This is a genomic window from Bacillus sp. 007/AIA-02/001 (assembly GCF_004634455.1).
Classification (GTDB): Bacteria; Bacillota; Bacilli; order Bacillales; family Bacillaceae_G; genus Bacillus_A; species Bacillus_A cereus.
This window is the reverse complement of record NZ_SEIY01000009.1, coordinates 49,445-75,168: the sequence shown is the minus strand read 5'-3', so window position 1 is coordinate 75,168 and position 25,724 is coordinate 49,445. Positions and strand designations below refer to the sequence as shown.

The following is a 25,724-nucleotide window of genomic DNA, read 5'->3' as shown; positions in this document are numbered from 1 at the left end:
AAAAGGGAGAATCCCATGAAACGAAACACATACATCGATTTCCTAGCTTATTACGGAATAGGAAGTGCTCATCCTGGTGGCTTTACGTTAACAAAACAATTGTTAGCACAACTGCCTTTTAAATATGGAGCGAATGTCCTTGAGATAGGTTGTGGTACGGGGAAAACAGCGGCGTATATGACAAGGGAATTTGGCTATAAAGTAACAACGGTTGAAAAGAATGAAATTATGATTCAAAAGGCAAAAGATAGATGGTTGTTTGAAGGGTTAGATATACAATTAATTGAAGGAAATGTAGAGCATTTACCGTGTTTGAATAACTCATTTGAGTTCGTACTTGGAGAATCAATCATCGCTTTTACAGACAAAGAAAGGGTTATCTCGGAGTGTTATCGTGTATTACAGCAGGACGGTAAGCTTGTTGTCATTGAAATGATTATTGATAGGCACATTGATAAGGGTGAGGAAGAAAAAATCGCCCAATTATATGGCATGAAAGAACTGTTAACTGAGAATGAGTGGGTACAATTATTTCAGAAAGCAAATTTTAAAAGAATTACAATTGCGGGTGGTGGCACGATTGCAGAAACAATCTCTGGCTATGTAGAAGAGCCAGAATGGAATGTATCCTCACATATTCCGAATGAGTTATATGAGGCGTGGGCACAGCATGAAAATGTACGGCTTATGTACCAACACATTTTAGGGCATCGTATTTTTATATGTGAAAAATAAAGAAAAAGAGTTGGCTAAAGGTAGCCAACTCTTTACTATGTTAAATGAAAAATAATGCAGCTAATGTAATTCCGAAGATGAAACCAAATCCGAGTTCAACACCCCAGCCACAACCGCCGCCTCCCCAGCCGCCGCAACCACAACTACTACAACCACGACCACCACATCCGCAGCTGCTGAATCCACCACCGCATCCGAATCCACAACTATCACACCTGCTAAGGCCTCCACAAAGGTCACAACCACCGTTTGCATAAGCGTCGTAGTATCCGAACCCTGAATCAAAAGATGAGCGCTGTTGCACCGGTTCGATCCATACAGAGTTTTGTGTCACATCGATTATTTTACCTAAATGTATACGGCCATCACGGTCTTCAATCCGAACAACTTTTCCGAAATAACGTTGGCATGTATCATAACATTTTTGTCTATGCATATTCTTTCCTCCTTCCGCATTACAGTAATACGATATGTAAGGGGGACAAGTGCGGCTTGTACGAATGCCCTATCTATCATAATTGTTATAGGAAAGGGGAAATATAAGAAGAGGATATATAAGGAGGAAAAGGCATGAAATCTACAGATCAGTTTCAGACATACGAAGTACCATGGGAAGATTTTATTGAAGCGTTACGAGAGGAAATGAAGAAGCAAGTAGGGACAGATATTATTGATACAGTAGTTTGCAATTTAGAAGATGGTTTTGAAGTGTATACATATGTGCAGGGGGATTTAGATTTTGAATATAAGGAAGCGCTTGAGAGAAAATACGGAAGTGATGCGAAGACACCTAATGTGTTAACGATAATGTTATTAGCTAGTATTTATAATACAAGTGAAGAGAATATACGCTTGCATGCGGATAATAAAGAGAATCCGATTGTTGAAGTGTATGTAAAGCAATGAAACACGCTGTGGAAGGCGTGTTTTTTATTTGTATGATAAAATGTTAGAAAATTGAGAAAGAAGGTGAAGGATTGGGAATTAAACATCTTAATTTAACAGTTACAGATGTAACAGCAGCTAGAGAGTTTTTAGAGAAGTATTTTGGTCTAACTTGTAGTGGAACAAGAGGGAATGCCTTTGCAGTTATGCGTGATAATGATGGATTTATACTAACTTTAATGAAAGGAAAAGAAGTTCAGTATCCAAGAACATTTCACGTAGGATTTCCACAAGAAAGTGAAGAACAAGTAGATAAGATAAATGAAAGATTGAAGGAAGATGGATTTTTGGTCGAGCCTCCTAAGCATGTCCATGCGTATACGTTTTACGTTGAAGCACCTGGTGGATTTACAATAGAAGTGATGTGTTAAGTCAAAAATCAAACTTTTTGTTATGTGTTTTTAAAATAAAAAGTAGGAAAAGTCTGTTTTAAGTGTGGAGCTTAAACAGGCTTTTTTACTTATAGTATCGGATAGAAAACGCTAGAAGGAATAATATTCAGTTCTTATAACTGTTTACATAATAAAATTATGCTGGGTTCGTTGTCCTAAAATACAAGTCATATATCTTGTTTCCTCTCATAAATTTAAACATAGGAATTTGTCTACAAAGGTGGCGAAGCCTCATCATGAAAATCCGAATTTGTGCCACGTTCATGTTGTTTCTATTTATATGTTTACCTTTATCAGCTTTTGCAAAAGGAGAGGAGGCAAAGGAAAGGGTCGTTTCACTTGTATATGACGATTCGGGCAGCATGAGAAATAACGATCGCTGGAAATATGCCAATTATGCTTTGCAAAGTTTAGTTGCGCTATTGGATGAAAAAGATAAATTTTCTTACGTTCCAATGAGTAAGCCGAATGAGCCATTAAACATTTCGTTAACGAAGGATAAAAGGCAAACAGAAATTGAGGGAATTGGAGCATGGAAAACGTATTTAAATACTCCATTTAGCGCGGTAGAAACGGCGATGCAATCTATAAAAAAGGAAGCAGATATAGATGGAAAACGTGAATTTTGGCTTATTGTATTAACTGACGGGGCATTTAATGATTTAGAGAAAGATAAGGTTGGCGGAAAAGAACAAATTTTGCAGAAATTAGCCCAGTTTAAGAAAGAAATGGATGCAAAAAAGATATCGTTACATCCAGTCTTAATTACGATGGAAGAAGATTTAGGACAACAAGAAAAAGAACAACTAAATACGTTCAAGGAAATATGGAAGAAAGAGATAAATGGTGTTACGATGCCGTCAAGCGGAGAAGATGGCATTGTAAAAAGTGTAAATCAAGTGGCAGCATTAGTTGCAAATCGTGATCCATTCTCCTCTGTTGAATCGATTGTAAAAACGAAAGTAGTGGGGAAAAGAGTAGAGATTACAACACCGTTTCCGTTAAAGCGTATGACGCTTGTACGACAATCGCCTTCTCTGCCCGATTATCAGGTCACACAAATTTCTAAACCATTACAATTACAATCTTCTTTTTCCATACATGCACCAGGAGAAGCAAAGTTGTTCGGAAATATAGTTCATATAAGTACGGAAAATGAGGAAGTTATTAAACCAGGAACTTATACGATAGAAGTGGACCGAGATATTGAGAAAGAAGGGTTACAAGTACTAGTCGAACCGGCACTTAATTATACTGTTTCTACTTATGATAAAGAGGATAAGGATAGAAAAAATGTTGAGGAAATGTATGAAGGTGTGACAGCTGTTATTGAAGCAAAGCCTACGGAGTTGCCAGTTCAGTCTTCTTACTTTCAGGCAGAATTAGAAATAGAAGGAAAACAGTACCCGATGAAGTGGGACGATAAAAAACATGTATTTTACTACGAAATGAAGATTGCTAAAGGGCTAGTGCGTGGGAAAGTTCATATGAACATAAAGGGATTTTACAGACAGACGAAAGAATTTAAAATCGAAGTAACGGAAAAACCAAAATTATCACTACAAACGATTACGAAAGATTATGAAGAAAAAGTAACAAATTTAGAGAATAGTAAACCGTTTATTATACAACCACAGTTAGATGGTAAGCCGATGACAGAAGAGGCTGTAAAGAAACTATTAAAATCTACTGGTGTCACATCTAAACAATCAATCAACTATGAAATAAAGCAACATGGAAATCAAATCTATGTTTATCCTCGTCCTTATCACTCCGACACATTTAATTTTACAGATACCGGCACCGTAGAAGCTACCATCGTAATGCAGGATTCAAAGTTACAAGAAGTAAAGAAAAACATAACATTCCATATTCAAGATGCTCCGTTTTATGAAAAATATGCGCTTATTTTTAAGTTTGTCATTCCTATCACTTTATTACTGTTAGTAGTAGGAATCATTGTTTTAGGATGGATTGTTCGGCCAAGATTTCACCGGAAAGCACTACTGTATTATGAATGGGATCAAGAGGTAGCGAAAGATTGGCTATATCAATCTGAACCAGAATTACTTCGAAATAAATGGTGGAACCATTATTTTGGGATCCCATTTAGAGCAGAAAGAAAAACTGTGCAATCCGTTACATTTATAGCGAAGAAAGGTTCGAAATCTGTCTTTGTAGCGAAAGAATCACAAGTAGTTGGAATGATTATTGATGGAATGTTTATAACAGAGGATGAAGTAGGAATGGAACATAAGACACTATATCCAAATGAACTTTTACTAATTGATAGAGGATATGGTAAGGAGATTTACAAGTACGAATGTGAATAGTAGGTAGGGATAAGAAGGGGATGGAGTATTCATTCTCTTTCCCTTTTTTCAAACAAGCAAGAATAGGAAGGTGGTTCACATGACATTACAAGTTCCAACAATATTAATTGGTTTAGGTGGAATCGGTAGTACTGTGACGCATCAAATATATGAAAAACTGCCTGAAGAGCGCCGAAAAAAGGTAGCAATGCACGTATTTGATACAGATGTGAATACATTAAGTAAATTTGATCATATTCGAAAGTTTAAGACACAAACAAGTTCTAGTAAAACGCCTAGGGAGTATATTGCAGGAGATCCAACGATCCCAGAGTGGTTTCCGATGGATCCGACTATACTTGATAAGCCATTAACAGAAGGAGCAGGACAGTTACGCGTTATTTCACGTTTAGCGTTACGTGCTGCGATGAAAGAAGATAAATTGACGTCTTTTTGGCAAGAAATCGAGAAAATTTTTCCGGTTACAAGTGATCAAACGGAATATGGTGTGCGTGTCATTATAGTAACATCACTAGCAGGCGGAACAGGTTCAGGGATGTTTCTGCAAATTGCATTATATTTACGTGAAATGCTTCGGAAGAAATTGCAGCATCATAACATTTTAATACGCGGTGCGTTTTTAATGCCGGATGTTTTAGTAAAGACGAGAACAGTTAGCGCGAAAGAATTTGAAACGGTGCAAGCAAATGGCTATGCATCGTTAAAAGAATTACATGCTATTACGCTCGGTTCTACTGGAGAATTATCAAAACGCGGCGGTGTAACAATTGAATTAGAGTATCGCCCTGATCAAGTAGATGAAGACGGAAGAACGAATCATACAATTAAACAACATCATTTACCGTACAATTATTGTTTCTTATACGATTATGAAAACCTACATGGACACCATTTACACAATTTATCAGATTATATGGAACAGATGGCAAATACAATTTATTTACAGTTATTTAGCCCGATGTCCACAAGTCATTTTGCACAAGAAGACAATCAAATTCAGCAATTAGCAGAATCAAGCGGAAAAGGACGATATTGCGGGGCAGGAACGGCAAAACTCATTTATCCGTATGAGCATGTGTTAAAATATTGTGCTTTAAAATGGGCTGTGCAAGGTTTAGATGAATCGTGGCTTCATTTAGATCAACTGTTTCAAGAGAAGAAGCAAAGATATGACCAAGATGTAAAACGTGGGATGCAGCGTGAAAAGCCGGAGAGAGGTAAAAGTTATTTAGAGGACTTGGAACATCTTGCTACCCGTCCAGAGCAAGCTCATATTTTCTATAGACAAATGTACAATGAAACACGTGAAGGAGCAGAGGGTGGTAAGCTCGGAGTTGCGAAATCAAAACTGTTTTTAGAAGCTGTAGAAAGTTATGTACAACGAACGGTGCAAAAAGATGAGGAATTAAATCGTCTGCAACATGAGTGTAAAATTTCAGCTGCGAAACTGAAAATGATGGAACAAATGAAAGGTGAAGTGGCAAGAGTGGATCATGCGGTTCGTTTATATGCGTATGCGATTCCGAGCCGTGTACATGAACATGTAACGACACTTTTATATGACATGATTGAATCAGACCGCTTTTCACCAAGTGGTTCTGAAGGGCAGTCCTATCAATTAAATACATGGTTTTTAAAGAAAACAGATCCAGTTCACCCAGTAGCAGCACGTTTTATGTTATATGAAATTCGAAAGCAGTTAGTGGAAAAAATGAATCGACTACATGAAAATAATGAACAAAAGCGAAATGTAATTCAAAACTACGATAAAAAATTTAATGTGGGTAATATCGATGGAACGGTAACGGCTGTACGCCGAGTAGAAATTGCTCAACAACAAGGCTGGTTTGGAAAAATGATTAATAATCAGCAACGTTTATTCAAAAGAGAATTTGAAGACATTATAACGCAATATGTACACAAATTAAATGAATATCGAAAAGAAATGCTATTAGAACTTGTATATCAATCGCTATATCAAGCAGTTAATAAAATGATTCAATATTGGGAAAGATTTTTTGATAATTTACATGAAACACGTGAAAATTTACTGTTTGAAATCCAAAAGCGCAGTAAGGAATTTGAAGGGAAAACAAACCCGACGAATGTATATGTATTAGCTGAGGAACAGCTGCAAGAAAAGATATGGCAAGATATGCAGCAACATTTAAATTTAGGTGTACTACCGAAAGATATATCAGCGGAAATTTATATGAGTTTGTACGGGGAATATTGTCGTGATGCGAAAACAGAAGAGATTCAGTCGAAAAAGGTAGAGGATTTCTACCGAGAACATATACTGAGCTATTGTTATGACGAACTGCAAGTACGCTATCGTGATAAATTAGAACTGAATATCATTGAAGCGTTGCGAAAAGAAGCAGATTATAAGAAACGTGATCGCGATGAATACGTTCGTGAAAAAATTGAAGACCTGTTCCATTTAGCGAGTCCATTCGTTCCGAAAGTTGCTCATCATAGGGAATTACAATATTGGGGTATACATCCTTCTTTAAAGAAAGAGCTGCAAGAGGAATTAATTCAAGAAATGTTTAAAGAAAAAGATACAGTACATGAAGCCTTTTCGCCATTTGAAGTAATCTGTTATCGAGCGCATTACGGCTTATCGCTGCAAGATTTTCCTAAATTATCATCAGGACATATTTCAAACGGATTTATGAATGATAAAGGTGACTATTTCCAATCGTATTATCGCCGTGTAAATAAATTAAATAGTAAAAAATCTAGTTTAACGCCGCATTTAGATAAGTATTGGCACTTACCAGCCTTTATGCCAGATTTAAACGCGACTCAAACAAAATTAGATTATGATAAATGTAATCGTGCATTACTATACGCATATATGTATCGCTGGATTAGTTTAGTTGCTGTTGATGGACAATTTGTGTATCAATATAACGGTGTAGGACGTAGCTTTTTAATTCAGTCGATGGGGAAAAATATTTCAAGCGAAAGTTATAAATTACACAGAGCATTGCTTCATAATCCGTTTATTTATGAAAACATCTTGTCACGATTTGAAGAAGAGCAAGAAAAGGCGATGATACAAGGTGGACATTTATATACACATCCGTTCGTATTAGGAGCCCAAGATGTAAGATGGCTTAGAAAAGAACATGTCCACAATCTTTTAGATATGATTTTAATGTATGACCGTGAAGCGAAGTATGATCCGACATTAGAAGAAACATCAGATGAATTATTAAGACTATTCCTCGATGAAATCGAGTTGTATTTCCAGAACTATTACGGTACAGGTGCCGATATGGTGGCAAAGAAAGAGAAAGAAATGTTTATTAAACAATTGTGGGATCGCTCGCATGCAAAAGGATATGTAGATCCAAATAGCGCTCCGTATAAAAAATGGCAAAATTTATTAAGTGTTCAAGATGAAGAAGAAACGCCAAAAACGAATGTATAATGAATGAAAAGGGAATCCTTAAAAGTGGCAATACAACTTTAGAAAAGAGGGATTCTGATGCCGTTTTTAGGAAGTGTATATCAAATATTTGGGTTATATCCGGAACTTTATTATGGGATGATTTCAGCAGAGTTGCAAGAGGAAGCTCAGAAGGAGCATCTTGAAAATAGTAGTGCAGAAGCTGAAGTGGAAGAATAAAAAAAAGTGCAGATGAAAATCTGCACTTTTTTGTTAGTATTAAAATGGTGACATAACCTCAAATGAATTATTATCTAAAAATAATAATTTATTTGAGGTTATTATGATTTTTATTGCATTGTATGTAATGAAAATTGTATGAAAATCAATGTACTAAAATGCATATGAATATTAAGGTGGAAAACAACAATGTTTTTGAGAAAATAATTATGTATAAAAATAACATTTGATACATAATCAGCCGATTATTTTTGAGTGATTTATTATTGACAATATAATTAATTGTATGATAAATTCAATCAGCATTCTTAATGGTTTTTTGGTATGGTTAATATTTTGAAAATTCAATACGGTATAAAGAGATTGATTTTTCTGTTTTTATTGAGACGGGTTACTAAGTCTATAGGGGAAGTGAACTATGTATATTTTTATTTTTAAAATAGAACAGTAATAAAGAATGTAACAAGTAAGAGATAAATTTGAAAAAGAGGTTTCAAAGAATGAGTCTTTTCATAAAGAAAGCAATGGATGACGAAAAGAAAAAAGTATTGAATCAAACTTTAGGAGCGATTGATTTAACTCTTTTAGGTATTGGAGCAATTATTGGTACAGGTATTTTCGTATTAACTGGTATTGTAGCAGCGAAACATGCTGGTCCGGCGATTGTATTATCTTTTGTATTAGCGGCAATTATATGTGCATGTGTAGCTTTCTGTTATGCTGAATTTGCATCTACAGTTCCAGTTTCGGGAAGTGTATATTCATATACATATATGACACTAGGTGAGATTTTTGCATTTATAGTTGGCTGGTGTGTTATGCTGGAGTATTTATTAGCGACTTCTGCGGTTGCAGCAGGCTGGTCAGCATATTTTCAGTCATTGCTACTAGGTTTTAATATTCACATTCCTACGGTTTTTGCTTCGGCACCAGGAATGGGGAAGGGTGGAATCATTGATTTACCAGCAGTTCTTATTATTTTAGTTGTTACATTTTTATTAAGCCGTGGTGCAAAAGAAAGTGCACGAATTAATAATATAATGGTTATTATTAAACTGGCTGTTATTGTAGGATTTATTGTTGTAGGGACACAATATGTAAGACCAGAGAATTGGCAACCATTTCTACCGTTTGGTTTTCACGGTGTGGTAGGGGGCGCTGCTACTGTATTTTTTGCTTTTTTAGGATTTGATGCAGTTGCAACAGCCGCAGAGGAAGTGAAGCGTCCACAACGTAACGTGCCAATTGGGCTACTTGTTTCCTTGTTCATTTGTACCGTTCTATATGTAGGTGTTTCATTCGTGCTAACTGGAATGGTTCCGTTTACGGAATTAAATGTTGCTGATCCGGTTGCATATGCGTTGCGCACTGTAGGAGAAGATAGAATTGCTGGGTTGTTATCGGTGGGAGCGATAGCAGGGCTAACAACAGTTCTGTTAGTAGCTATGTTTGCATTTGTTCGTGTATCTTACTCGATGAGTCGAGATGGACTGTTACCAAAAAGACTTTCAAGTGTCCATAAACGTTTACAAACTCCATTTTTTAATACGTGGGTTACAGGTATACTAGCAGCTTTATTAGCGGGATTAGTGGATTTGAATTTATTAGCTAATTTAGTGAATATGGGAACGATAACAGCATTTGTGTTTGTATCTATAGCTGTCATTGTATTAAGAAAGACACATCCTAATATGAAGAGGCCATTCCGTGCCCCTCTAGTACCTTTTTTACCTATCGTTTCAATAGTAAGTTGTATATATTTGGCATTGAACCTTTCTAAGCTTACTTTAATTAGTTTTGTGGCATGGATTATAATAGGGGTTTTCATATATTTTGTATATGCTAAAAAACATAGTAATGTTAGAAATAGAAATAAAGTATAGTCCATTGAAATAATACTTGTAATGGAAATGAAAACACGCTACTTATTCATATAAGAACAAGTAGCGTGTTTTTTCTATTTAATAATCCCATTTTCTAAAATTTTAATAGTTGGTACCACTTTCACATTAGCTTTTGAAAAGGCACTCGGCCAATCATCTTCGACTTGTTTCCATTCTTTATATTGAAACGCTCTCGCATAATCACCAAATCCGAATGGATCAAGTTGCTGTTTTTGAATGTTGTGGATTAAATCGTTCAAATCTTTGTTTAGTTGTTTTGTAATAAGAGAAGTTAATTTCTTTCTATCTTTGTCTATATCCATATTGAATGTAAGTTCAGAGACAGCAATTTTCAAATCCATTTTAACATGAAATTTGAAGTGGTTATCGCTATAATCTGTATGGATATCACGATCCATGCTAAGAACATTTATTGTTACGAAATCGCCGCCATCGGTATCTTTTAAATCACTATTACTTTCAACTGAAGTAGAAGGGATTTTCAATGTAAGCGAAACCGGTGTATTCGCTTTCTTTTGTAACAAAAGAAGAAGGGCGCTTTCATAACGATTTAATGACATTTTATAAATTCCGCGAGAAGTTAATAGCGCGGAACCAGTAACGATAACATCCTTTTTACCTTTTTTTATTTCTGAAATAGCAGGTGTTATACCTTTATTAAACGTTTGCCTGTGAAATTCATGGAATGTCGTAAAAACGGTCCGATTGTACAGTTTGTTCGTATTAATTAAATCTGTTAAATACTCGGGAAGGGCAGGCTTATCTTTAAAGTTATTATATATAACTGAAGAAATTGGACCGTCTACTGCAACCATGCGCATGTTTCCAGTGTTTTTAGGATCACGATACCAAACATCAAGGTAAGGCATAGCCCCTTCTTGTTTTAAAAAATTTGTGCTAAATAAAATGAGCTGTAACTTTTCTGTAGATACTAAACCGCCACTTGAACTATTAAACGTTGCTTTTGCTTCTCGAGGTGTACGTACTTTCGCTTCATGTGTTTCGTACTTTTTTTCTACGTCTTCATTAAAAATAGGATTTACGTGGTACACAATTAATTTTCCTTTTGCTTTTGCATCAAAGCCGTAAATTATTGAAATCGATTGTTTTTCTAAGTCGAGTCGATCTCCACAGCCTGTTAAAAAGGTTATGAGAAAGTAAAGTATAGTGAAATGAATAAAGCGCCTCATTTAAACTCTTCTCCTTTTCCAATGCTGATAAAGTGTCATGTATAAGAGAAATACGACCGGGAATAGAAAAACGATAAAATAACTTGCAGTTCCCCAAAATTCTCGCAACGCACTTATTTGGTAAGAGGAAGGGATATAAAAGAATAAGATGAAGATACACCCGAATAATAAACCATAAATAGGTAATGAACTCCTTTTTTTGTTAAGTAATTGATTGATTCCATCTGAAGCAGTAAAAATATAAGGAATGCAAGAATCAAAAATAATAAAGAGATAAAATGACAAAAAGATAATTTCAAATCGTTCCAGAAAAGAAAAGTGAAATGGTGTAACGAGAGAAAGGGTAGGCCATAAAAACTTAGTTATACCATCTGGGCTAAAATAAAGGAAAGAAACGAACGTCACTTGCAGGTAAACGAATAAAGTAATCATATTTGCAATAACAATCCCTTTTTTTGCAGATGATTTATTACTGAGGTAAGGATAAAGGACGAATGCAAACTCAAATCCGAGAAAGGCAATAATAGTTGATTTTACTGTGTTGAAAACTGGTATCCATCCCTCTTTAAGGAGAGGAAGAAGATAGATCCAATGCCCATCTTTAAGTGGGATAAATAATAGTAATGGCATCCAGAGTGTAAATAAGACAGTAAAAACAGCATAGCGGCTAATAATAAGAACACCTTTACATGCGAGCATTACCATTGGAATAGATAATAGCATCATGATTAAAAACATTGGAGATCTAGGCAAAATCCAAATGTGAATAACGTATAAGAGGGAAAAAATTAAAGAAACCGCTGCAAGAACAGCATATAAAATCCAAAAAATCATTCCTACTCTTCCTAACCATTTTCCAAGATAACGAGTTAGCACATCAAGTAAATGGTAACCAGGATGCTTCTCCATGATTTTTACAATACATAGACTGACTAAAGTAGTGATAGCGCATCCTATAATAATAGACATCCAGCCATCTGTATTCGCCCCTTGGGCCACTTCACGTGGCAGTGTAAGTACACCGAATCCTACTTGAACACCACTAATCGTTAAAATGTATTGAAATAAACTAATCTCCCTCTTTACACGCTTTGTCACTTATCTTCCTCCTTTTCTTCTATATCCGGTTGTCGATTTTCTTGTTTTAAGTTAAGGGATAGTGGTCGTTTCTTCATTAGTTTCCATGGCAAACGCACAAGAACGTCTTTTAAATCCGTAGCAAATGATGGAGAAAAAGGACTACCGTAAGGAACACCAAGTGATTCCATAGAAAGAATATGGATGATGATAACTGACATTCCAACCATAATTCCAATGACTCCGAATAAAGAAGCGATTATCATCATTGGAAAGCGAAGAATCCGAACTCCTGCTGACATTTCCAGATTGGGAATGATAAAAGAAGCGACTGCGGTAATAGATACGACGATAACCATAACATTACTTACGATTCCTGCTTGAACTGCAGCTTGTCCAATGACAATCCCTCCTACGACGCCAATTGTTTGTCCGACGGGACCGGGAAGTCGAACTGCAGCTTCGCGTAGCATTTCAAGTACTAATTCCATCAAAAGTGCTTCTAATATAGGCGGAAAAGGAATTTTGGCTCGAGATTCTCCAATTGTTAACAATAATTTAAGTGGAATTACTTCATAATGAAAGGAAATCATAGCAATATAAAGAGCAGGAGCAAATATTGCAATAAATAGTCCAGTGAAACGAAGGAGTCGTATAAAAGATGGAATCATAGGTCTGAAGCTGTAATCATCTATCGTCTGAAAAAAGGATGAAAAGGTCATAGGTCCTATTAATACGCCTGGTGAGCGATCTACAATAACGGCAATTCGCCCATCTAGAATATGATGTGCTGTTGTGTCAGGACGTTCAGTTATTGATAATTGCGGAAAGAGAGTAAAGGAATTATCTTCAACAAATCCCTCTAATTCACCAGTAGTAAGAATCGCATCAACTTTTACTGACTCGATACGGGATGCCATTTCTTTTACGACATTTTCGTTCGCAACATCTGCTAGATAAAGCAAAAAAACCTTTGAAGTAGCTCGTTCACCAACAGTGAATTCCTTCACTTTCAATTCGCGATTTGGAATATATCGACGAATAAGTGCAAGGCTGTCGCTCGCTACCTCATTAAATCCTTCGTGTGAGCTTTTTATGGAGCTCTCTGTTGTAGGTTCTTCAATGCTCCTTTTTGGTGCCGCTTGCGTATCAAGCTCTAAAGCGGATAGTTGCCCGTTTATAAATAAAATACTTTTGCCGTGTAAAAGAGATTGTTCAATGTCTGTCCACTGTTGAATTTTTTTAATATTTCCGATAGAAACAGAGGCTTCCCAAAAATCGTCTTCATTCCACTCTTTAAATAAGAGAGGACGAAGAATGTTTACGTTAATAACAGTTTTGTCTACAAGTCCTTCCATATATATAAGTGCAGCTTCCTGTCCGTTTTTTAATGGAAAAGTGCGTGTTATTAATTCTGGAATACCGCTAAACAGTTTGGACAAGTGCTTTAAATTAAGGGAAAGGGAAGAAGAGATAGATTTATTTAATGTGTGATTAGCTTGCTCTTGGGTAGAAAAAGATTTTTCACCACGAATCCATTTATTAAAAGACCCCATTTGTTCGCTTACTCCTTGTTATGTTTTATATGGATTATTATGGATAGTTACAAGCTGACATATGCGTAGTTTAAATTTTATATTGTATATTTTTAACTTTAACGCTATAATTATAGTGTTAAAGATGGAATCGTGATATGACCTGTTATGACTCTATCGTTTTATTTATGAATAAATGGATTGGTATTTTAGCAAGATGTGCTAATAAACTACTCCACCATGATAATAACGTGCCGAAATGTGGTGCGTATATTTTCGTGGTGGAGTTTTTTTATTCTCAAAAAGGGGGAAAGACCATGAATAACAACATGGTTCATATTACAATTGACGGAAAAAAGTATACAGCGGAGCCCGGTTCAACGATATTGGGTGTTATTAATGAGAACGGGATTGAACATCCGCAAATTTGTTACGTGCCAGAAGTAGATCCTATTCAAACATGTGACACTTGTATTGTAGAAGTTGACGGAAAGTTAATGCGATCTTGTTCGACAGTAGTGATGGAAGGTATGAACATTGAACGTGCTTCTGTTCGCGCAAAAGAAGCACAAACGGAGGCGATGGATCGGTTACTAGAAAATCATTTATTATACTGTACAGTATGTGACAACAACAATGGGAACTGTAAACTCCATAATACAGCAGAATTAATGGAAATTGAACATCAAAAATATCCGTATGAACCGAAAGTAGATGTAAGTGAAGTTGATATGACGCATCCGTTTTATCGCTATGATCCTAATCAATGTATTGCATGCGGTCAATGCGTTGAGGTGTGTCAAAACTTACAAGTAAATGAAACGTTATCGATAGACTGGGAAGCGGAACGCCCACGAGTTATTTGGGATGAAGGAGTAAATATTAATGATTCTTCATGCGTTAGCTGTGGTCAATGTGTAACGATTTGTCCTTGTAACGCTTTAATGGAGAAAACGATGCTCGGTGAAGCTGGATTTATGACGGGATTAAAACCAGATATTCTTGAACCGATGGTAGATTTAATTAAAGAAGTTGAGCCTGGTTATAGCGGTATTTTTGCGGTATCAGAAGTGGAAGCGGCCATGCGTGATACTCGTACGAAGAAAACGAAAACAGTATGTACATTTTGTGGTGTAGGTTGTTCGTTTGAAGTGTGGACGAAGGGGCGTAAAATCCTTAAAGTACAGCCATCTTCAGATGCACCAGTTAACGCAATTTCCACTTGTGTAAAAGGGAAATTTGGTTGGGATTTCGTAAATTCTAAAGAACGAATAACAAAACCTTTAATTCGTAAAAATGGAACCTTTGTTGAATCTACATGGGAAGAAGCACTGAATGTAGTTGCAAATAAATTAGGCGCTATTAAAGAAGAGTACGGTAAAGGTTCTATTGGATTTATTTCTTCCTCTAAAATTACAAATGAAGACAATTATGTAATTCAAAAATTAGCTCGACAAGTATTTGGAACGAATAATATTGATAACTGCTCACGTTATTGCCAATCACCAGCAACGGATGGTTTGTTCCGTACAATTGGTATGGGCGGTGATGCCGGAACGATTAAAGATATTGCGCAATCTGGTCTTGTTATTATTGTGGGATGTAATCCGACAGAAGGTCATCCTGTTCTAGCTACACGTATTAAACGTGCACATAAATTACACGGACAAAAGTTAATTGTAGCTGATCTTCGTAAAACCGAAATGGCAGAGCGATCAGATGTCTTTATTAGTCCAAAACAAGGAACAGATCAAGTATGGTTAATGGCTGTTACGAAATATATGATCGATCAAGGTTGGCATGATCAGGAATTTATTAATGAGAATGTAAACTTCTTTGAAGATTTCAAAGAGAGCCTAGAAGAATATGCACTTGAATATGCAGAAGAAGTAACAGGTATTTCAAAAGAAACACTTATTCAAATGGCTGAAATGATTCGTGATGCAGATGGTACATGTATCCTTTGGGGTATGGGGGTAACGCAAAATACAGGTGGTTCTGATACTTCCGCTGCAATTTCAAACTTACTTCTTGCAACAGGGAACTATCGTCGTCCAGGAGCAGGTGCATACCCACTTCGAGGTCACAATAACGTACAAGGTGCTTGTGATATGGGTACTTTACCAGGATGGCTTCCAGGATATCAGCACGTTACTAACGAAATGGAACGTGCGAAATTTGAAACTGCTTACGGAGTGAAAATTGATAGTGAACCAGGTCTTAATAATATTGAAATGCTTCACGCAATTGACGAAAGAAAAATGAAAGCAATGTATCTTGTCGGAGAAGATATGGCTCTTGTAGATTCTAATGCAAATCATGTACATGAAGTGTTATCTAGCCTTGATTTCTTCGTTGTGCAAGATGTTTTCCTTTCTAAAACTGCTCAATATGCAGATGTTGTATTACCAGCAGCGCCATCTCTTGAGAAAGAAGGTACTTTCACAAATACAGAGCGCCGTGTCCAAAGATTATATCAAGTGCTTCCTACGCTAGGAGACGCGAAACCAGACTGGTGGATCGTCCAGGAAGTTGCGAATAAACTAGGTGCAAACTGGAATTATAGCCACCCAAGTGAAATCTTTGCTGAAATGGCAAGTTTATCACCATTGTTCTCGCAAGCGAACTATGAAGTGCTTGAAGGATGGAACAGTTTCCATTGGGGAACTTTTGATGGAACAAATACACCACTTCTGTTCCAAGATGGATTTAACTTCCCAGATAAAAAAGCTCGTTTTGCGATTGCTGACTGGGTACGTCCAGCTGAATTTCCAGCTGAGTTCGACCTTCACATTAACAACGGTCGTATGCTTGAGCATTTCCATGAAGGGAATATGACAAATAAATCAACAGGTATTCAAACGAAAGTACCTGGTGTTTTCGTTGAAATCTCTCCAGACCTTGCAAAAGAACGTGGCATAAAAACAGGTTCGTTAGTTCGTCTTGTCTCTCCTTTTGGAGCATTAAAATTACGTGCACTCGTTACAGATCGTGTAAAAGCGAATGAGTTATATTTACCGATGAACTCTACAGATAACGAAACGGCAATTAATTTCTTAACAGGTCCTGCTGTGGATGTACGTACGAATACACCTGCGTATAAACAAACGAAAGTGCGTATGGAAGTGTTAGAAGTTGATGGCGAAAATCCGATGCCAAAAGCGAACCCACGCAATAAAAAACGTCACCCTCAAGCTGGAATTGAGGTACATCGTAAGTGGGCACGTCCAGGGTATGTGCATTTAACGGATAAGTAGGAGGAGAAAACTATGGCTGCACCTATAAAAATGATTCAAAAACAAGAATTAACTGAGGAAGAAATAAAACAGCAAAAATTAGATGATTTAAAGGAGCTTTTAACTAATAATGAAGAAGCTCTAAATCAGATGTTTAATATAGTAGGGGAATTAAATGACATTGGAATGCTAGAAGCTGCAAATTCTATGCTGAAAGCGAAAGAACCAATTGCAAAGATCGTTCTAGGTCAAGTAACTCGTGAGCCTGTTACAAATTTAATTAATAATATGATGGGTGCTGCAGGGGCGTTAACTGAACTTGACCCAGAACTTACGAAAAAGCTTATAGGTAGTTTATTAGTCGGGCTAGAAGAAGGTAATGAACATCTAGAAAGTAATAAAAAAGTAGGGGTATTCGATCTTATGAAAGTATTGAAAGACCCAGATATTAACCGTGCTATCGGGTTTGGGCTTCATTTCTTAAAAGGTATGGGGAAAGGGTTAAAAGACGAATAAACTTCATGAAGTGAACCTTTCCGCCTAAATATTTGTACGAAATAGTTTGGGCGGAAGGCTCATTTTGGTAAAATATATAATAAAGTAAAATGAGGCTTTTGGGAGGTATGATTGTATGTCAAAAAAAGTACATGAATTTAATGATATGATACGAAAACTTCGAAAAGAACTTTTCGGAAAAGGACCAGAACGAATTCATACTGTTTTTGCAGAAAATATGGCTATAGCGACTCTTTATGGAAACTTAACACCTACTGAAAAATTTATTTCAAGTACGATGGACGGTGCGGAAATGGTTCATATGGCTAGAACGAAAATGATTCAAGAGGTGTATGCTGTGAATTCACGTGAACATTTGGAGGAACTTGTTGGAGCGAAATTAGTGAATTTGTTTTCAGATATGAAAGTAGAAGAAGATATTGCAGTTTCTGTATTTGTTTTTGATAAAAATATAACGTGAGAGAAGGATACTGATCGTGAAACCGATACAGGTAGAAAGAGAAATCTTTCGTTATGAACAAGGAGCATTTAAACATATAGAGGACAGCATTGTAACAGAGTTTCCTGTCACCATTAAAATGAACGGACAGGAGTTTGTTACAATGGTTAGTACTCCAGAATATATAGAAGATATGGTAATAGGCTTCTTAGCGTCTGAAGGAATCATTCGGAAGTATGAAGATATTGATAGTGTATGGGTGCAGGAGAAAGAAGGATTTGTGCATGTAACAACGACAAAAGTAAATCCGTATTATGAACAAATGCAAAATAAACGCTATATTACGTCTTGTTGTGGTATGAGTAGGCAAGGGTTTGTTTTTGCAAATGATGCACTAAGTGCAAAAAAAATGAAGGGTGTCCATGTACAGGTTGCTGCAGAGGATTGTTTTCGGTTAATGAAAGAAATGCAGCAATCTGCGGATACGTTTCATCATACTGGTGGGGTTCATAATGCAGCTTTATGTGATGTGAATGGTATTATTTTAAGTCGAATGGATATTGGTAGGCATAATGCATTAGACAAAATTTACGGTTATTGTTTAAGAAACGATATTTCTATAAAAGATAAAATCATTGTTTTTAGTGGTCGTATTTCTTCGGAAATATTATTGAAAGTTGCAAAAATCGGTTGTGAAATTATACTATCAAAATCAGCTCCAACTGAGTTAGCTTTGCAACTAGCGGAAGATTTAGGTATTACGACAATAGGATTTATTCGTAATCACTCCTTAAATGTATATACCCATCCAGAACGTGTTTTAAATATAAAATAAAAGTGAGGCAATGAAGATGAAATCAGTTACATTAGACAAGTTGCAACGTCCGTTAAAGGATTTACGTATTTCAGTTACTGATCGCTGTAATTTTCGCTGTCGATATTGTATGCCAGAAGAAATATTTGGTCCTGATTACTCGTTTTTGTCTAATGATAAAATTTTATCTTTTGATGAAATTGAAAGGATAACACGTATTTTCGTTTCTTTAGGTGTGAGAAAATTACGGATTACGGGCGGAGAACCGTTACTTCGAAGAGGGCTTCCAAAGCTTATTGAGCGCCTTAATAAAATTGATGGTGTAGAAGATATCGGTTTAACAACCAATGGATCGTTACTTAAAAAGTTTGCTCCTGATTTATATAAGGCGGGACTATCACGTGTAACAGTTAGCTTAGATTCCTTAGAAGAAGAGCGGTTTTTCTATTTAAATGGTAATAGGAGCAAAGTGCAAAGGGTTCTGGAAGGAATACAGGCTGCAGCTGAAGTTGGAATGAAAATTAAAATAAACATGGTCGTTCAAAAGGGAAAAAACGAACAGGACATTTTGCAGATGGCGCAATATTTTAAGGAAAATAAGCATATTCTTCGTTTTATTGAGTATATGGATGTTGGAAATTATAATGGTTGGGATTTAAAAGAGGTCGTCTCTAAACAAGAAATAGTAGATACGATTCATCAAGTTATGCCGTTAGAACGGATAGAAGCAAATTATTCTGGTGAAGTGGCTACTAGGTATCGTTATATAGGAAGCGATGAGGAAATAGGTATTATTTCATCAGTAACAGATTCTTTTTGCTCATCATGTACGAGAGCTCGTATTTCTGCAGAAGGAAAATTATATACTTGCTTATTTGCTTCTAAAGGAAATGATTTAAGAGAATTGCTTCGTTCTGAACATACAGATGAGGACATTACAGATGTAGTACGCGATATATGGAATAATAGGGAAGATCGTTATTCAGATGAACGCTTAAATCATACAAATAAGAAAACAATACCTAAAATTGAAATGTCACATATCGGTGGTTAATATATAAAGCTAGCTTCATAGTGAAAAATGGAAAATTTACAAGAGTTGTGGATTTTCTATTTTATAGTAAAAGTGATGATTGATATCTCTGTAAAAGATGTGCAGAGAAATTAAGCAGCATTCAAAAACCTTTATTTTGAGGAGGTTTTTTGAAGCTGCTTTTTTATTTGGAGAAAATGGAGGAATGGGTAATGGCATTTCATAAGCCGGAACAAATTGCTGAGCTTGTCATTGAGGCCGGTGTTCAAAAAGTAAGACAGACATTGCCAGCGATGCTTATTCTCGGTTTTTTAGGAGGAGCGTTTATTGCGATAGGTTTTTTACTTAACATTCGAGTTTTAGGGAATTTACCTGAGCGCTGGGGAAGTCTAGTGAATGTTTTAGGAGGAGCAGTATTTCCTGTTGGACTCATGCTCGTAGTATTAGCAGGAGGAGAATTAATTACGGGAAATATGATGTCACTGTCTATGGCGCTTTATGCAAAGAAAATTACATTGATAAGCGTACTGAATAACTGGGTTTGGATTACTGTCATGAATTTTATTGGGGCAATTTTCGTTGCGTATTGCTTTGGGCATCTTGGCGGATTAACAGAGGGAGAGTATTTAAATAAAACGGTAGCGATAGCGGAAGGGAAGTTACATGAATCATTTGGGAGAACTTTAATTTTAGCAATTGGTTGTAATTGGCTCGTTTGTCTTGCTCTTTGGCTCGCTTACGGGACGAGTGATTTTGTTGGAAAAATCATCGGAATTTGGATTCCAATTATGGCATTTGTAGTGATTGGATTTCAGCAAGTAGTAGCAAATATGTTTGTCATTTCCGCTGTTATTTTTGCTGGTCATCTAACGTGGATGGATTTGGCTAAAAATTTTGTTCCTGTTTTTATCGGAAATGTAATTGGAGGAGCTGGGTTTGTTGGTTTTGCTTACTTTGCTTGTTATCAGAAACAACATTCTAATATGAAATAGAGTTCTTGAGAGGAAGGGTATGTAATGGCTGATCGGTATTCACGACAACAGTTGTTCAAACCAATTGGGAGTAAAGGACAAGAAAAAATTCGAAATAAACATGTGTTAATTGTAGGGGCAGGCGCATTAGGAAGTGCAAGTGCCGAAAGTTTCGTACGTGCAGGTGTTGGCAAGTTGACGATTATTGATCGTGACTACGTTGAATGGAGTAATTTACAAAGGCAACAATTGTACTCTGAACAAAATGCGAGAGAGAAAATGCCGAAAGCAATTGCTGCAAAAAATCGGTTAGAACAAATTAATTCGGAAGTACAAATACATGCTTTCGTAATGGATGCAACTTCAGAAAATATGGAAGGTCTATTAAAAAATGTAGATGTAATCATTGATGCAGCAGATAATTTTGATATTCGATTTGTAATAAATGATTTATCACAAAAACATAATATTCCTTGGGTATATGGTTCTTGCGTTGGATCGTATGGTATGAGTTATACAATTATTCCGCAAGAGACACCGTGTTTACATTGTATGCTGAAAAATATTCCTGTTACAGGTGTGACATGTGATACCGCTGGAATTATTAGCCCGACTGTTCAAATCGTCGCAGCATATCAAGTGGCAGAAGCACTCAAAATTTTAGTGGAAGATTTCTCAGCAATTAGAAAAACATTTTTCATGTTTGATATATGGAGTAATCAAAATCATTTTATAAAATTAGGGAAAATAAAAACAGACGCTTGTCTCTCATGCGGTTCAAATCGAACTTATCCTTATTTATCATACGAAAACCAAACGAAAGCAGCTGTTTTATGCGGAAGAAATACAGTTCAAATTAGAACAGTAGACAATAAGAAATACAAGTTTGATGATATAGAAAAAGTATTAAAAAAATTGGGGAAAGTAGATCGGAATCCGTATTTACTATCTTGCCGATTCGATGATTACCGCATCGTTGTTTTTCAGGATGATCGTGTTTTTATTCATGGTACAAATGATATTTCGAAAGCGAAACAACTATATTATCGCGTATTCGGTTAATAGAGAGGGTGTCAATAATGGAAAGAAGAGTGCCAATTACGGTTGAAGAAGCTGTTCGTAAAGTGATGGGATTTGCTGATAAAGGCTTAAAGGAGCTATTACCAATTGAATTAGCTTATGGACGTATATTAGCAGAGGATTTAGTAGCTGACCATGATGTACCGTCATTTAATCGTTCGCCATATGACGGATTTGCTATTCGAGCAGAAGATACTAATTTAGCAAGTTATGAAACGCCAATTGTATTTGAAGTAGTGGGTGAAATTGGTGCAGGATCGCTATTCCATGAGAAAGTAGCTCCGTTTCAAGCAGTTCGAATTATGACGGGAGCACAAATTCCGAATGGGTGTGATGCGGTTGTTATGTTAGAGCTGACTTGTCAATATGAGAAGAATGGCAACAATTATATGGAAGTGAAGCGATCATTCAAAAAGGGCGACAATATTTCTTTTCAAGGTGAAGATGCTCGTAAAGGAACGGTTCTTGCAAAGAAAGGATCGTACATTAATCCAGGTATTTCAGCTCTTCTTGCTACATTCGGTTATAGTGAAGTACCAGTTGCGAGAAAGCCTGTAATTGGACTGTTAGCGACTGGGAGTGAATTACTGGATGTCAATGATTCATTACAGCCAGGGAAAATCCGAAACAGTAATACGTACATGATATTGTCTCAAATTCGAAGAGCGGGCGGAAGAGTAAAATATTTTGGGAAGTTTAGTGATGATTTTAATACGTGTTTTACAGCTGTGAAAGAAGCGCTTGGCCAAGTAGATATGTTAATTACAACGGGCGGTGTATCAGTAGGAGATTATGATTATTTACCAGCTATTTACGAAAAGTTAGGTGCATCTGTTCTTTTTAATAAAGTTGCAATGCGACCAGGAAGTGTTACGACTGTAGCACAATTAAATGGCAAGTTATTATTTGGTTTATCAGGAAATCCATCAGCTTGTTACGTAGGGTTTGAATTATTCGTAAGACCGTGTATTCGGACGTATATGTTTAGTGAAAAAGTACATTTAAAAAGAGAAAAAGCGTTATTAGGAGAAGATTTTCTAAAACCGAATCCATTTACAAGATTTGTACGAGCAAAATTGCAATATGATGAGGGGAAATTAATCGCTTATCCATCAGGGTTTGATAAATCTAGCTCAGTTTCTTCATTGGCAAAATCCAACGCGTTTATCGTATTGCCGGGCGGGACAAGAGGATATAAAAAAGATATGTTTGTCGATGTTCTTTTATTAGAAGATAACGAAGGTAGTGAATGGCCTTGGACATTTCATAAAGTGAGAGGTGGTTTTAATGGAACAAGTGCTATTTGAGATTGTAGATAATCCGATTTTAGTTGAAGAAGTAACGAATAAAGTCGCAAGAAGAGAAGCAGGTGCGATTACAACATTTATTGGTACGGTGAGAGAATTAACAAAAGGAAAACGAACGCTACATTTAGAGTATGAAGCATATAAACCGATGGCAGTAAAACAACTTATGAGAATTGGAGAAGAAATTAGTGAAAGATGGCCGGATACAAAAGTAGCAATTACGCACCGTGTAGGGCGGCTAGAAATAATGGATATTGCGGTAGTCATTGCAGTTTCATCACCGCATCGTAAAGTAGCTTATGAAGCGAATGAGTACGCGATTGAACGTATAAAACGAATTGTTCCAATTTGGAAAAAAGAATTTTGGGAAGATGGAACGATGTGGATTGGAGATCAACTTGAAAATACACCATATCCAGAAGGAAAACCAAAGAAGGAAGAATGAGAAAATGATTATAATTTTATTGTTTGCAAATTTGCGTGAGGAAGTTGGATCGGATCGATTAGTGATTTCAGAAAAGCAAGAAATGACAGTGCAACAATTAAAAGAATGGCTCAAAGCCAGCTATTGTTTACAATCGTTGGATAAAGTGATGGTCGCTGTTAACGAAGAGTTTGTAATGAATGAAGAGATGATAAAAGCTGGAGATATAGTCGCATTAATCCCGCCTGTTAGCGGTGGATGATAAGCTTTTTCACCAGATGAAGCGCCAAGAAAATGTTGTATATAAATTAGAATAAGAGAAGGGATGAATTCTATGCTTACTCAAGAACAAATAATGAATGCATTAAAACATGTAGAGGATCCAGAGTTACACAAAAGTGTTGTAGAATTAAATATGGTTAGAAATATACAAATGAACGGAACAGAGGTTAAACTTGAAGTAGTACTAACAATCCAAGGTTGTCCGTTAAAAGCAAAAATTCAACAAGATATTGAAGAATCACTTCACGCAATTGGTGCCTCTAAAGTGGAGGTAACATTTGGTTCTATGACACAAGAAGAACGTACAGCTTTAACAGAGAAATTAAAGAAAAATACTAGAACAGAAACTGGTATGCCGAGCATGCTTCGCCCGGATTCAGGAGTACGTTTTATTACTGTAACGAGCGGAAAAGGCGGAGTTGGAAAATCAACGGTGACAATTAATCTTGCAACTGCACTAGCGCGTATGGGCAAAAAAGTGGGGATATTAGATGCAGATATATATGGTTTTAGTATTCCAGCTATGATGGAAACGAATAAGAAACCAACGATGATTGATCAAACGGCAATTCCAGTCATTAGTCACGGTGTTAAAATCATGTCGATGGGATTTTTTACAGAAGGAAATAACCCAGTTATGTGGCGCGGACCGATGCTAAATAAATGGATTCAAAATTTTCTTGCGAATACGCACTGGGGAGAATTAGATTATTTATTACTTGATTTACCACCAGGTACAGGAGATGTTGCGATCGATGTTGCAGCGATGATTCCGCAAGCGAAAGAAATAATTGTTACAACTCCGCACAATGTAGCTTCATTCGTTGCTTCAAGAGTCGGTGTAATGGCAAAACATACGAAGCATGAGATTTTAGGTATTGTGGAAAATATGGCTTATTATGAAGAACAAGATGGATCGAAAAATTATCTCTTCGGAAAAGGCGGCGGCGAAATGCTTGCAGAACAATTGCAAACAGAAGTAATTGCTCAAATACCTTTTGCGAAACGTGAAGAAAATAATGGTTCATCTGTATATGATGAAGATTCTCTTGTTGGAGAAGTGTTTACATCGTTAGCTGAGGATATTATTTATAGAGGATAGAGGGGGAAGTTTAGTATGGCATGTAACATTGATCATTCTATTGAAGATGTGATGAATAAGCTTGAAAGTCAAAAGAGTTTTTTATCAGAAGGGATTTTTAAAGGGTTAAAAAATTTTTTACAAGGTAATCACTCACAAGAAATATTAAATGATGTATTTCATCTTTTAAAAAAGTATGACTTAGTAAGTGAAGAAGAAAGAGAGACGAGAAATAATCAATTATTGTTGATTATAAAATAAGTATACTTTGGCTTTTGTTTTGTAACAGGAGGGGTAAATGGAATGGATATGAAAAAGATGATTGAAATGATAGAAGCAACAAAAGTGACTAAAGAAGAATTATCAATTTCTACTTTACATCAAGAGCTTGTGAAGTTATATAGTCAAAAAAATGTTGCTCATTATACCGAGTTATTAAAGTATATTTTATCATTATCCGTGCAGCTCAACCTACATCTTGTATTGAAATATTTTGGCGTGCGACCGGTTGTTGCGACAGATGAGCGTATGCAATTTCAAGAGATATTTAAATGCTTAGCTAAGAAAGATGAGAATGGGGAATGGTTTCTAAATTTTGTTTCTTTATATGTAGGGCTAATTGTAGTTCTTCGTTTTGATGAGAAAGTGATTGAGAGCAATTTTTTTGATGATATGGTAGTGGATGAATGTAATGAAATATAGGATTCTGCTCATAACATTTTTCTATATTAAATGCTTTAACTGCGATTTTAGTTGGTTATGTAAATATGAAGGTAACTAATTAAGAAAA

24 protein-coding genes are annotated in these 25,724 nt (G+C 36.1%); 20 read left to right on the top strand and 4 right to left on the bottom strand.

All coding sequences use genetic code 11. The features are described 5' to 3' along the window. Nucleotides 1-15 precede the first annotated feature (15 nt). Nucleotides 16-735 (top strand): class I SAM-dependent methyltransferase, encoded by a 720-nt coding sequence (locus tag ES895_RS17930; RefSeq protein ID WP_000828247.1) that lies wholly within the window; start codon nucleotides 16-18, stop codon nucleotides 733-735. A gap of 40 nt (nucleotides 736-775) precedes the next feature. Here the strand turns inward: ES895_RS17930 and ES895_RS17925 are convergent, their stop codons facing one another. Beyond that, nucleotides 776-1,171, bottom strand: coding sequence for a hypothetical protein (locus ES895_RS17925; RefSeq protein WP_000554977.1), 396 nt, complete (start codon nucleotides 1,169-1,171; stop codon nucleotides 776-778). Nucleotides 1,172-1,305: 134 nt separating this feature from the next. Here ES895_RS17925 and ES895_RS17920 point away from each other — a divergent pair, with 134 nt between their 5' ends. The 6 genes from ES895_RS17920 to ES895_RS17895 all read left to right on the top strand — a co-directional run bounded on the left by ES895_RS17920 (nucleotide 1,306) and on the right by ES895_RS17895 (nucleotide 9,928). Next, a complete protein-coding gene (locus tag ES895_RS17920) occupies nucleotides 1,306-1,641 on the top strand; it encodes a hypothetical protein (RefSeq protein WP_000842888.1) in 336 nt (111 codons plus the stop codon). Between the two features lie 71 nt (nucleotides 1,642-1,712). Further along, complete coding sequence (locus ES895_RS17915) at nucleotides 1,713-2,051, top strand: VOC family protein (RefSeq protein WP_000511523.1); 339 nt, start codon at nucleotides 1,713-1,715, stop codon at nucleotides 2,049-2,051. A gap of 257 nt (nucleotides 2,052-2,308) precedes the next feature. Next, the gene (locus ES895_RS17910) at nucleotides 2,309-4,405 is read left to right on the top strand and encodes a vWA domain-containing protein (RefSeq protein ID WP_135238541.1); all 2,097 of its coding nucleotides are present in this window, start codon (nucleotides 2,309-2,311) and stop codon (nucleotides 4,403-4,405) included. Between the two features lie 79 nt (nucleotides 4,406-4,484). Next, a complete protein-coding gene (locus ES895_RS17905; protein ID WP_000175107.1) occupies nucleotides 4,485-7,847 on the top strand; it encodes a tubulin-like doman-containing protein in 3,363 nt (1,120 codons plus the stop codon). A gap of 57 nt (nucleotides 7,848-7,904) precedes the next feature. Continuing rightward, the gene (locus ES895_RS17900; RefSeq protein ID WP_001116193.1) at nucleotides 7,905-8,045 is read left to right on the top strand and encodes a hypothetical protein; all 141 of its coding nucleotides are present in this window, start codon (nucleotides 7,905-7,907) and stop codon (nucleotides 8,043-8,045) included. Nucleotides 8,046-8,545: 500 nt separating this feature from the next. Continuing rightward, nucleotides 8,546-9,928 (top strand): APC family permease, encoded by a 1,383-nt coding sequence (locus ES895_RS17895; protein WP_135238540.1) that lies wholly within the window; start codon nucleotides 8,546-8,548, stop codon nucleotides 9,926-9,928. A 74-nt stretch (nucleotides 9,929-10,002) separates the two neighbouring features. Here the strand turns inward: ES895_RS17895 and gerSC are convergent, their stop codons facing one another. Genes gerSC through ES895_RS17880 form a run of 3 tightly spaced genes read right to left on the bottom strand, consistent with a single transcriptional unit; the run spans nucleotide 10,003 to nucleotide 13,772 of the window. Further along, entirely contained in the window at nucleotides 10,003-11,139 is a 1,137-nt protein-coding gene (gerSC, locus tag ES895_RS17890; protein WP_135238539.1) for a spore germination protein GerSC, read from the bottom strand. Then, on the bottom strand, nucleotides 11,140-12,237 hold the full coding sequence (locus tag ES895_RS17885) for an endospore germination permease (protein WP_000167067.1): 1,098 nt from the start codon (nucleotides 12,235-12,237) through the stop codon (nucleotides 11,140-11,142). Then, nucleotides 12,234-13,772 carry a spore germination protein gene (locus tag ES895_RS17880; RefSeq protein ID WP_061655789.1) on the bottom strand — a complete coding sequence of 513 codons (1,539 nt, stop codon included), beginning with the start codon at nucleotides 13,770-13,772 and terminating at the stop codon, nucleotides 12,234-12,236. Before ES895_RS17880 ends, ES895_RS17885 begins: the two co-directional genes overlap by 4 nt. Before the next feature lie 296 nt (nucleotides 13,773-14,068). Here ES895_RS17880 and fdhF point away from each other — a divergent pair, with 296 nt between their 5' ends. From fdhF to ES895_RS17815, 13 genes are all read left to right on the top strand, one after another. Beyond that, nucleotides 14,069-17,008, top strand: a complete 2,940-nt coding sequence (gene fdhF, locus ES895_RS17875; RefSeq protein WP_135238538.1) for a formate dehydrogenase subunit alpha — start codon at nucleotides 14,069-14,071, stop codon at nucleotides 17,006-17,008. A gap of 12 nt (nucleotides 17,009-17,020) precedes the next feature. Beyond that, nucleotides 17,021-17,503, top strand: a complete 483-nt coding sequence (locus tag ES895_RS17870) for a helical membrane plugin domain-containing protein (protein WP_000729897.1) — start codon at nucleotides 17,021-17,023, stop codon at nucleotides 17,501-17,503. A 115-nt stretch (nucleotides 17,504-17,618) separates the two neighbouring features. Continuing rightward, complete coding sequence (locus ES895_RS17865; protein WP_000039583.1) at nucleotides 17,619-17,963, top strand: Na-translocating system protein MpsC family protein; 345 nt, start codon at nucleotides 17,619-17,621, stop codon at nucleotides 17,961-17,963. 16 nt (nucleotides 17,964-17,979) lie between these two features. Then, a complete protein-coding gene (fdhD, locus tag ES895_RS17860; protein ID WP_000802689.1) occupies nucleotides 17,980-18,777 on the top strand; it encodes a formate dehydrogenase accessory sulfurtransferase FdhD in 798 nt (265 codons plus the stop codon). 16 nt (nucleotides 18,778-18,793) lie between these two features. After that, nucleotides 18,794-19,810: a GTP 3',8-cyclase MoaA gene (gene moaA / locus ES895_RS17855; RefSeq protein WP_000844124.1), complete on the top strand. Its 1,017-nt coding sequence runs from the start codon at nucleotides 18,794-18,796 to the stop codon at nucleotides 19,808-19,810. Nucleotides 19,811-20,001: 191 nt separating this feature from the next. Further along, nucleotides 20,002-20,781 (top strand): formate channel, encoded by a 780-nt coding sequence (locus tag ES895_RS17850; RefSeq protein ID WP_135238537.1) that lies wholly within the window; start codon nucleotides 20,002-20,004, stop codon nucleotides 20,779-20,781. Between the two features lie 24 nt (nucleotides 20,782-20,805). Then, on the top strand, nucleotides 20,806-21,822 hold the full coding sequence (locus ES895_RS17845) for a molybdopterin-synthase adenylyltransferase MoeB (protein WP_135238536.1): 1,017 nt from the start codon (nucleotides 20,806-20,808) through the stop codon (nucleotides 21,820-21,822). A gap of 17 nt (nucleotides 21,823-21,839) precedes the next feature. Continuing rightward, entirely contained in the window at nucleotides 21,840-23,147 is a 1,308-nt protein-coding gene (locus ES895_RS17840) for a molybdopterin molybdotransferase MoeA (protein WP_000442193.1), read from the top strand. After that, entirely contained in the window at nucleotides 23,128-23,592 is a 465-nt protein-coding gene (gene moaE / locus ES895_RS17835) for a molybdopterin synthase catalytic subunit MoaE (protein ID WP_000438665.1), read from the top strand. The genes ES895_RS17840 and moaE overlap by 20 nt, the downstream gene beginning before the upstream one ends. A gap of 4 nt (nucleotides 23,593-23,596) precedes the next feature. Further along, nucleotides 23,597-23,833 carry a molybdopterin converting factor subunit 1 gene (gene moaD, locus ES895_RS17830; protein WP_000583943.1) on the top strand — a complete coding sequence of 79 codons (237 nt, stop codon included), beginning with the start codon at nucleotides 23,597-23,599 and terminating at the stop codon, nucleotides 23,831-23,833. 72 nt (nucleotides 23,834-23,905) lie between these two features. Then, a complete protein-coding gene (locus tag ES895_RS17825; RefSeq protein WP_000957509.1) occupies nucleotides 23,906-24,955 on the top strand; it encodes a P-loop NTPase in 1,050 nt (349 codons plus the stop codon). 15 nt (nucleotides 24,956-24,970) lie between these two features. After that, nucleotides 24,971-25,195 carry a hypothetical protein gene (locus ES895_RS17820; protein ID WP_000752386.1) on the top strand — a complete coding sequence of 75 codons (225 nt, stop codon included), beginning with the start codon at nucleotides 24,971-24,973 and terminating at the stop codon, nucleotides 25,193-25,195. A 42-nt stretch (nucleotides 25,196-25,237) separates the two neighbouring features. Continuing rightward, a complete protein-coding gene (locus ES895_RS17815; RefSeq protein WP_000367289.1) occupies nucleotides 25,238-25,636 on the top strand; it encodes a hypothetical protein in 399 nt (132 codons plus the stop codon). Nucleotides 25,637-25,724 lie beyond the last annotated feature (88 nt).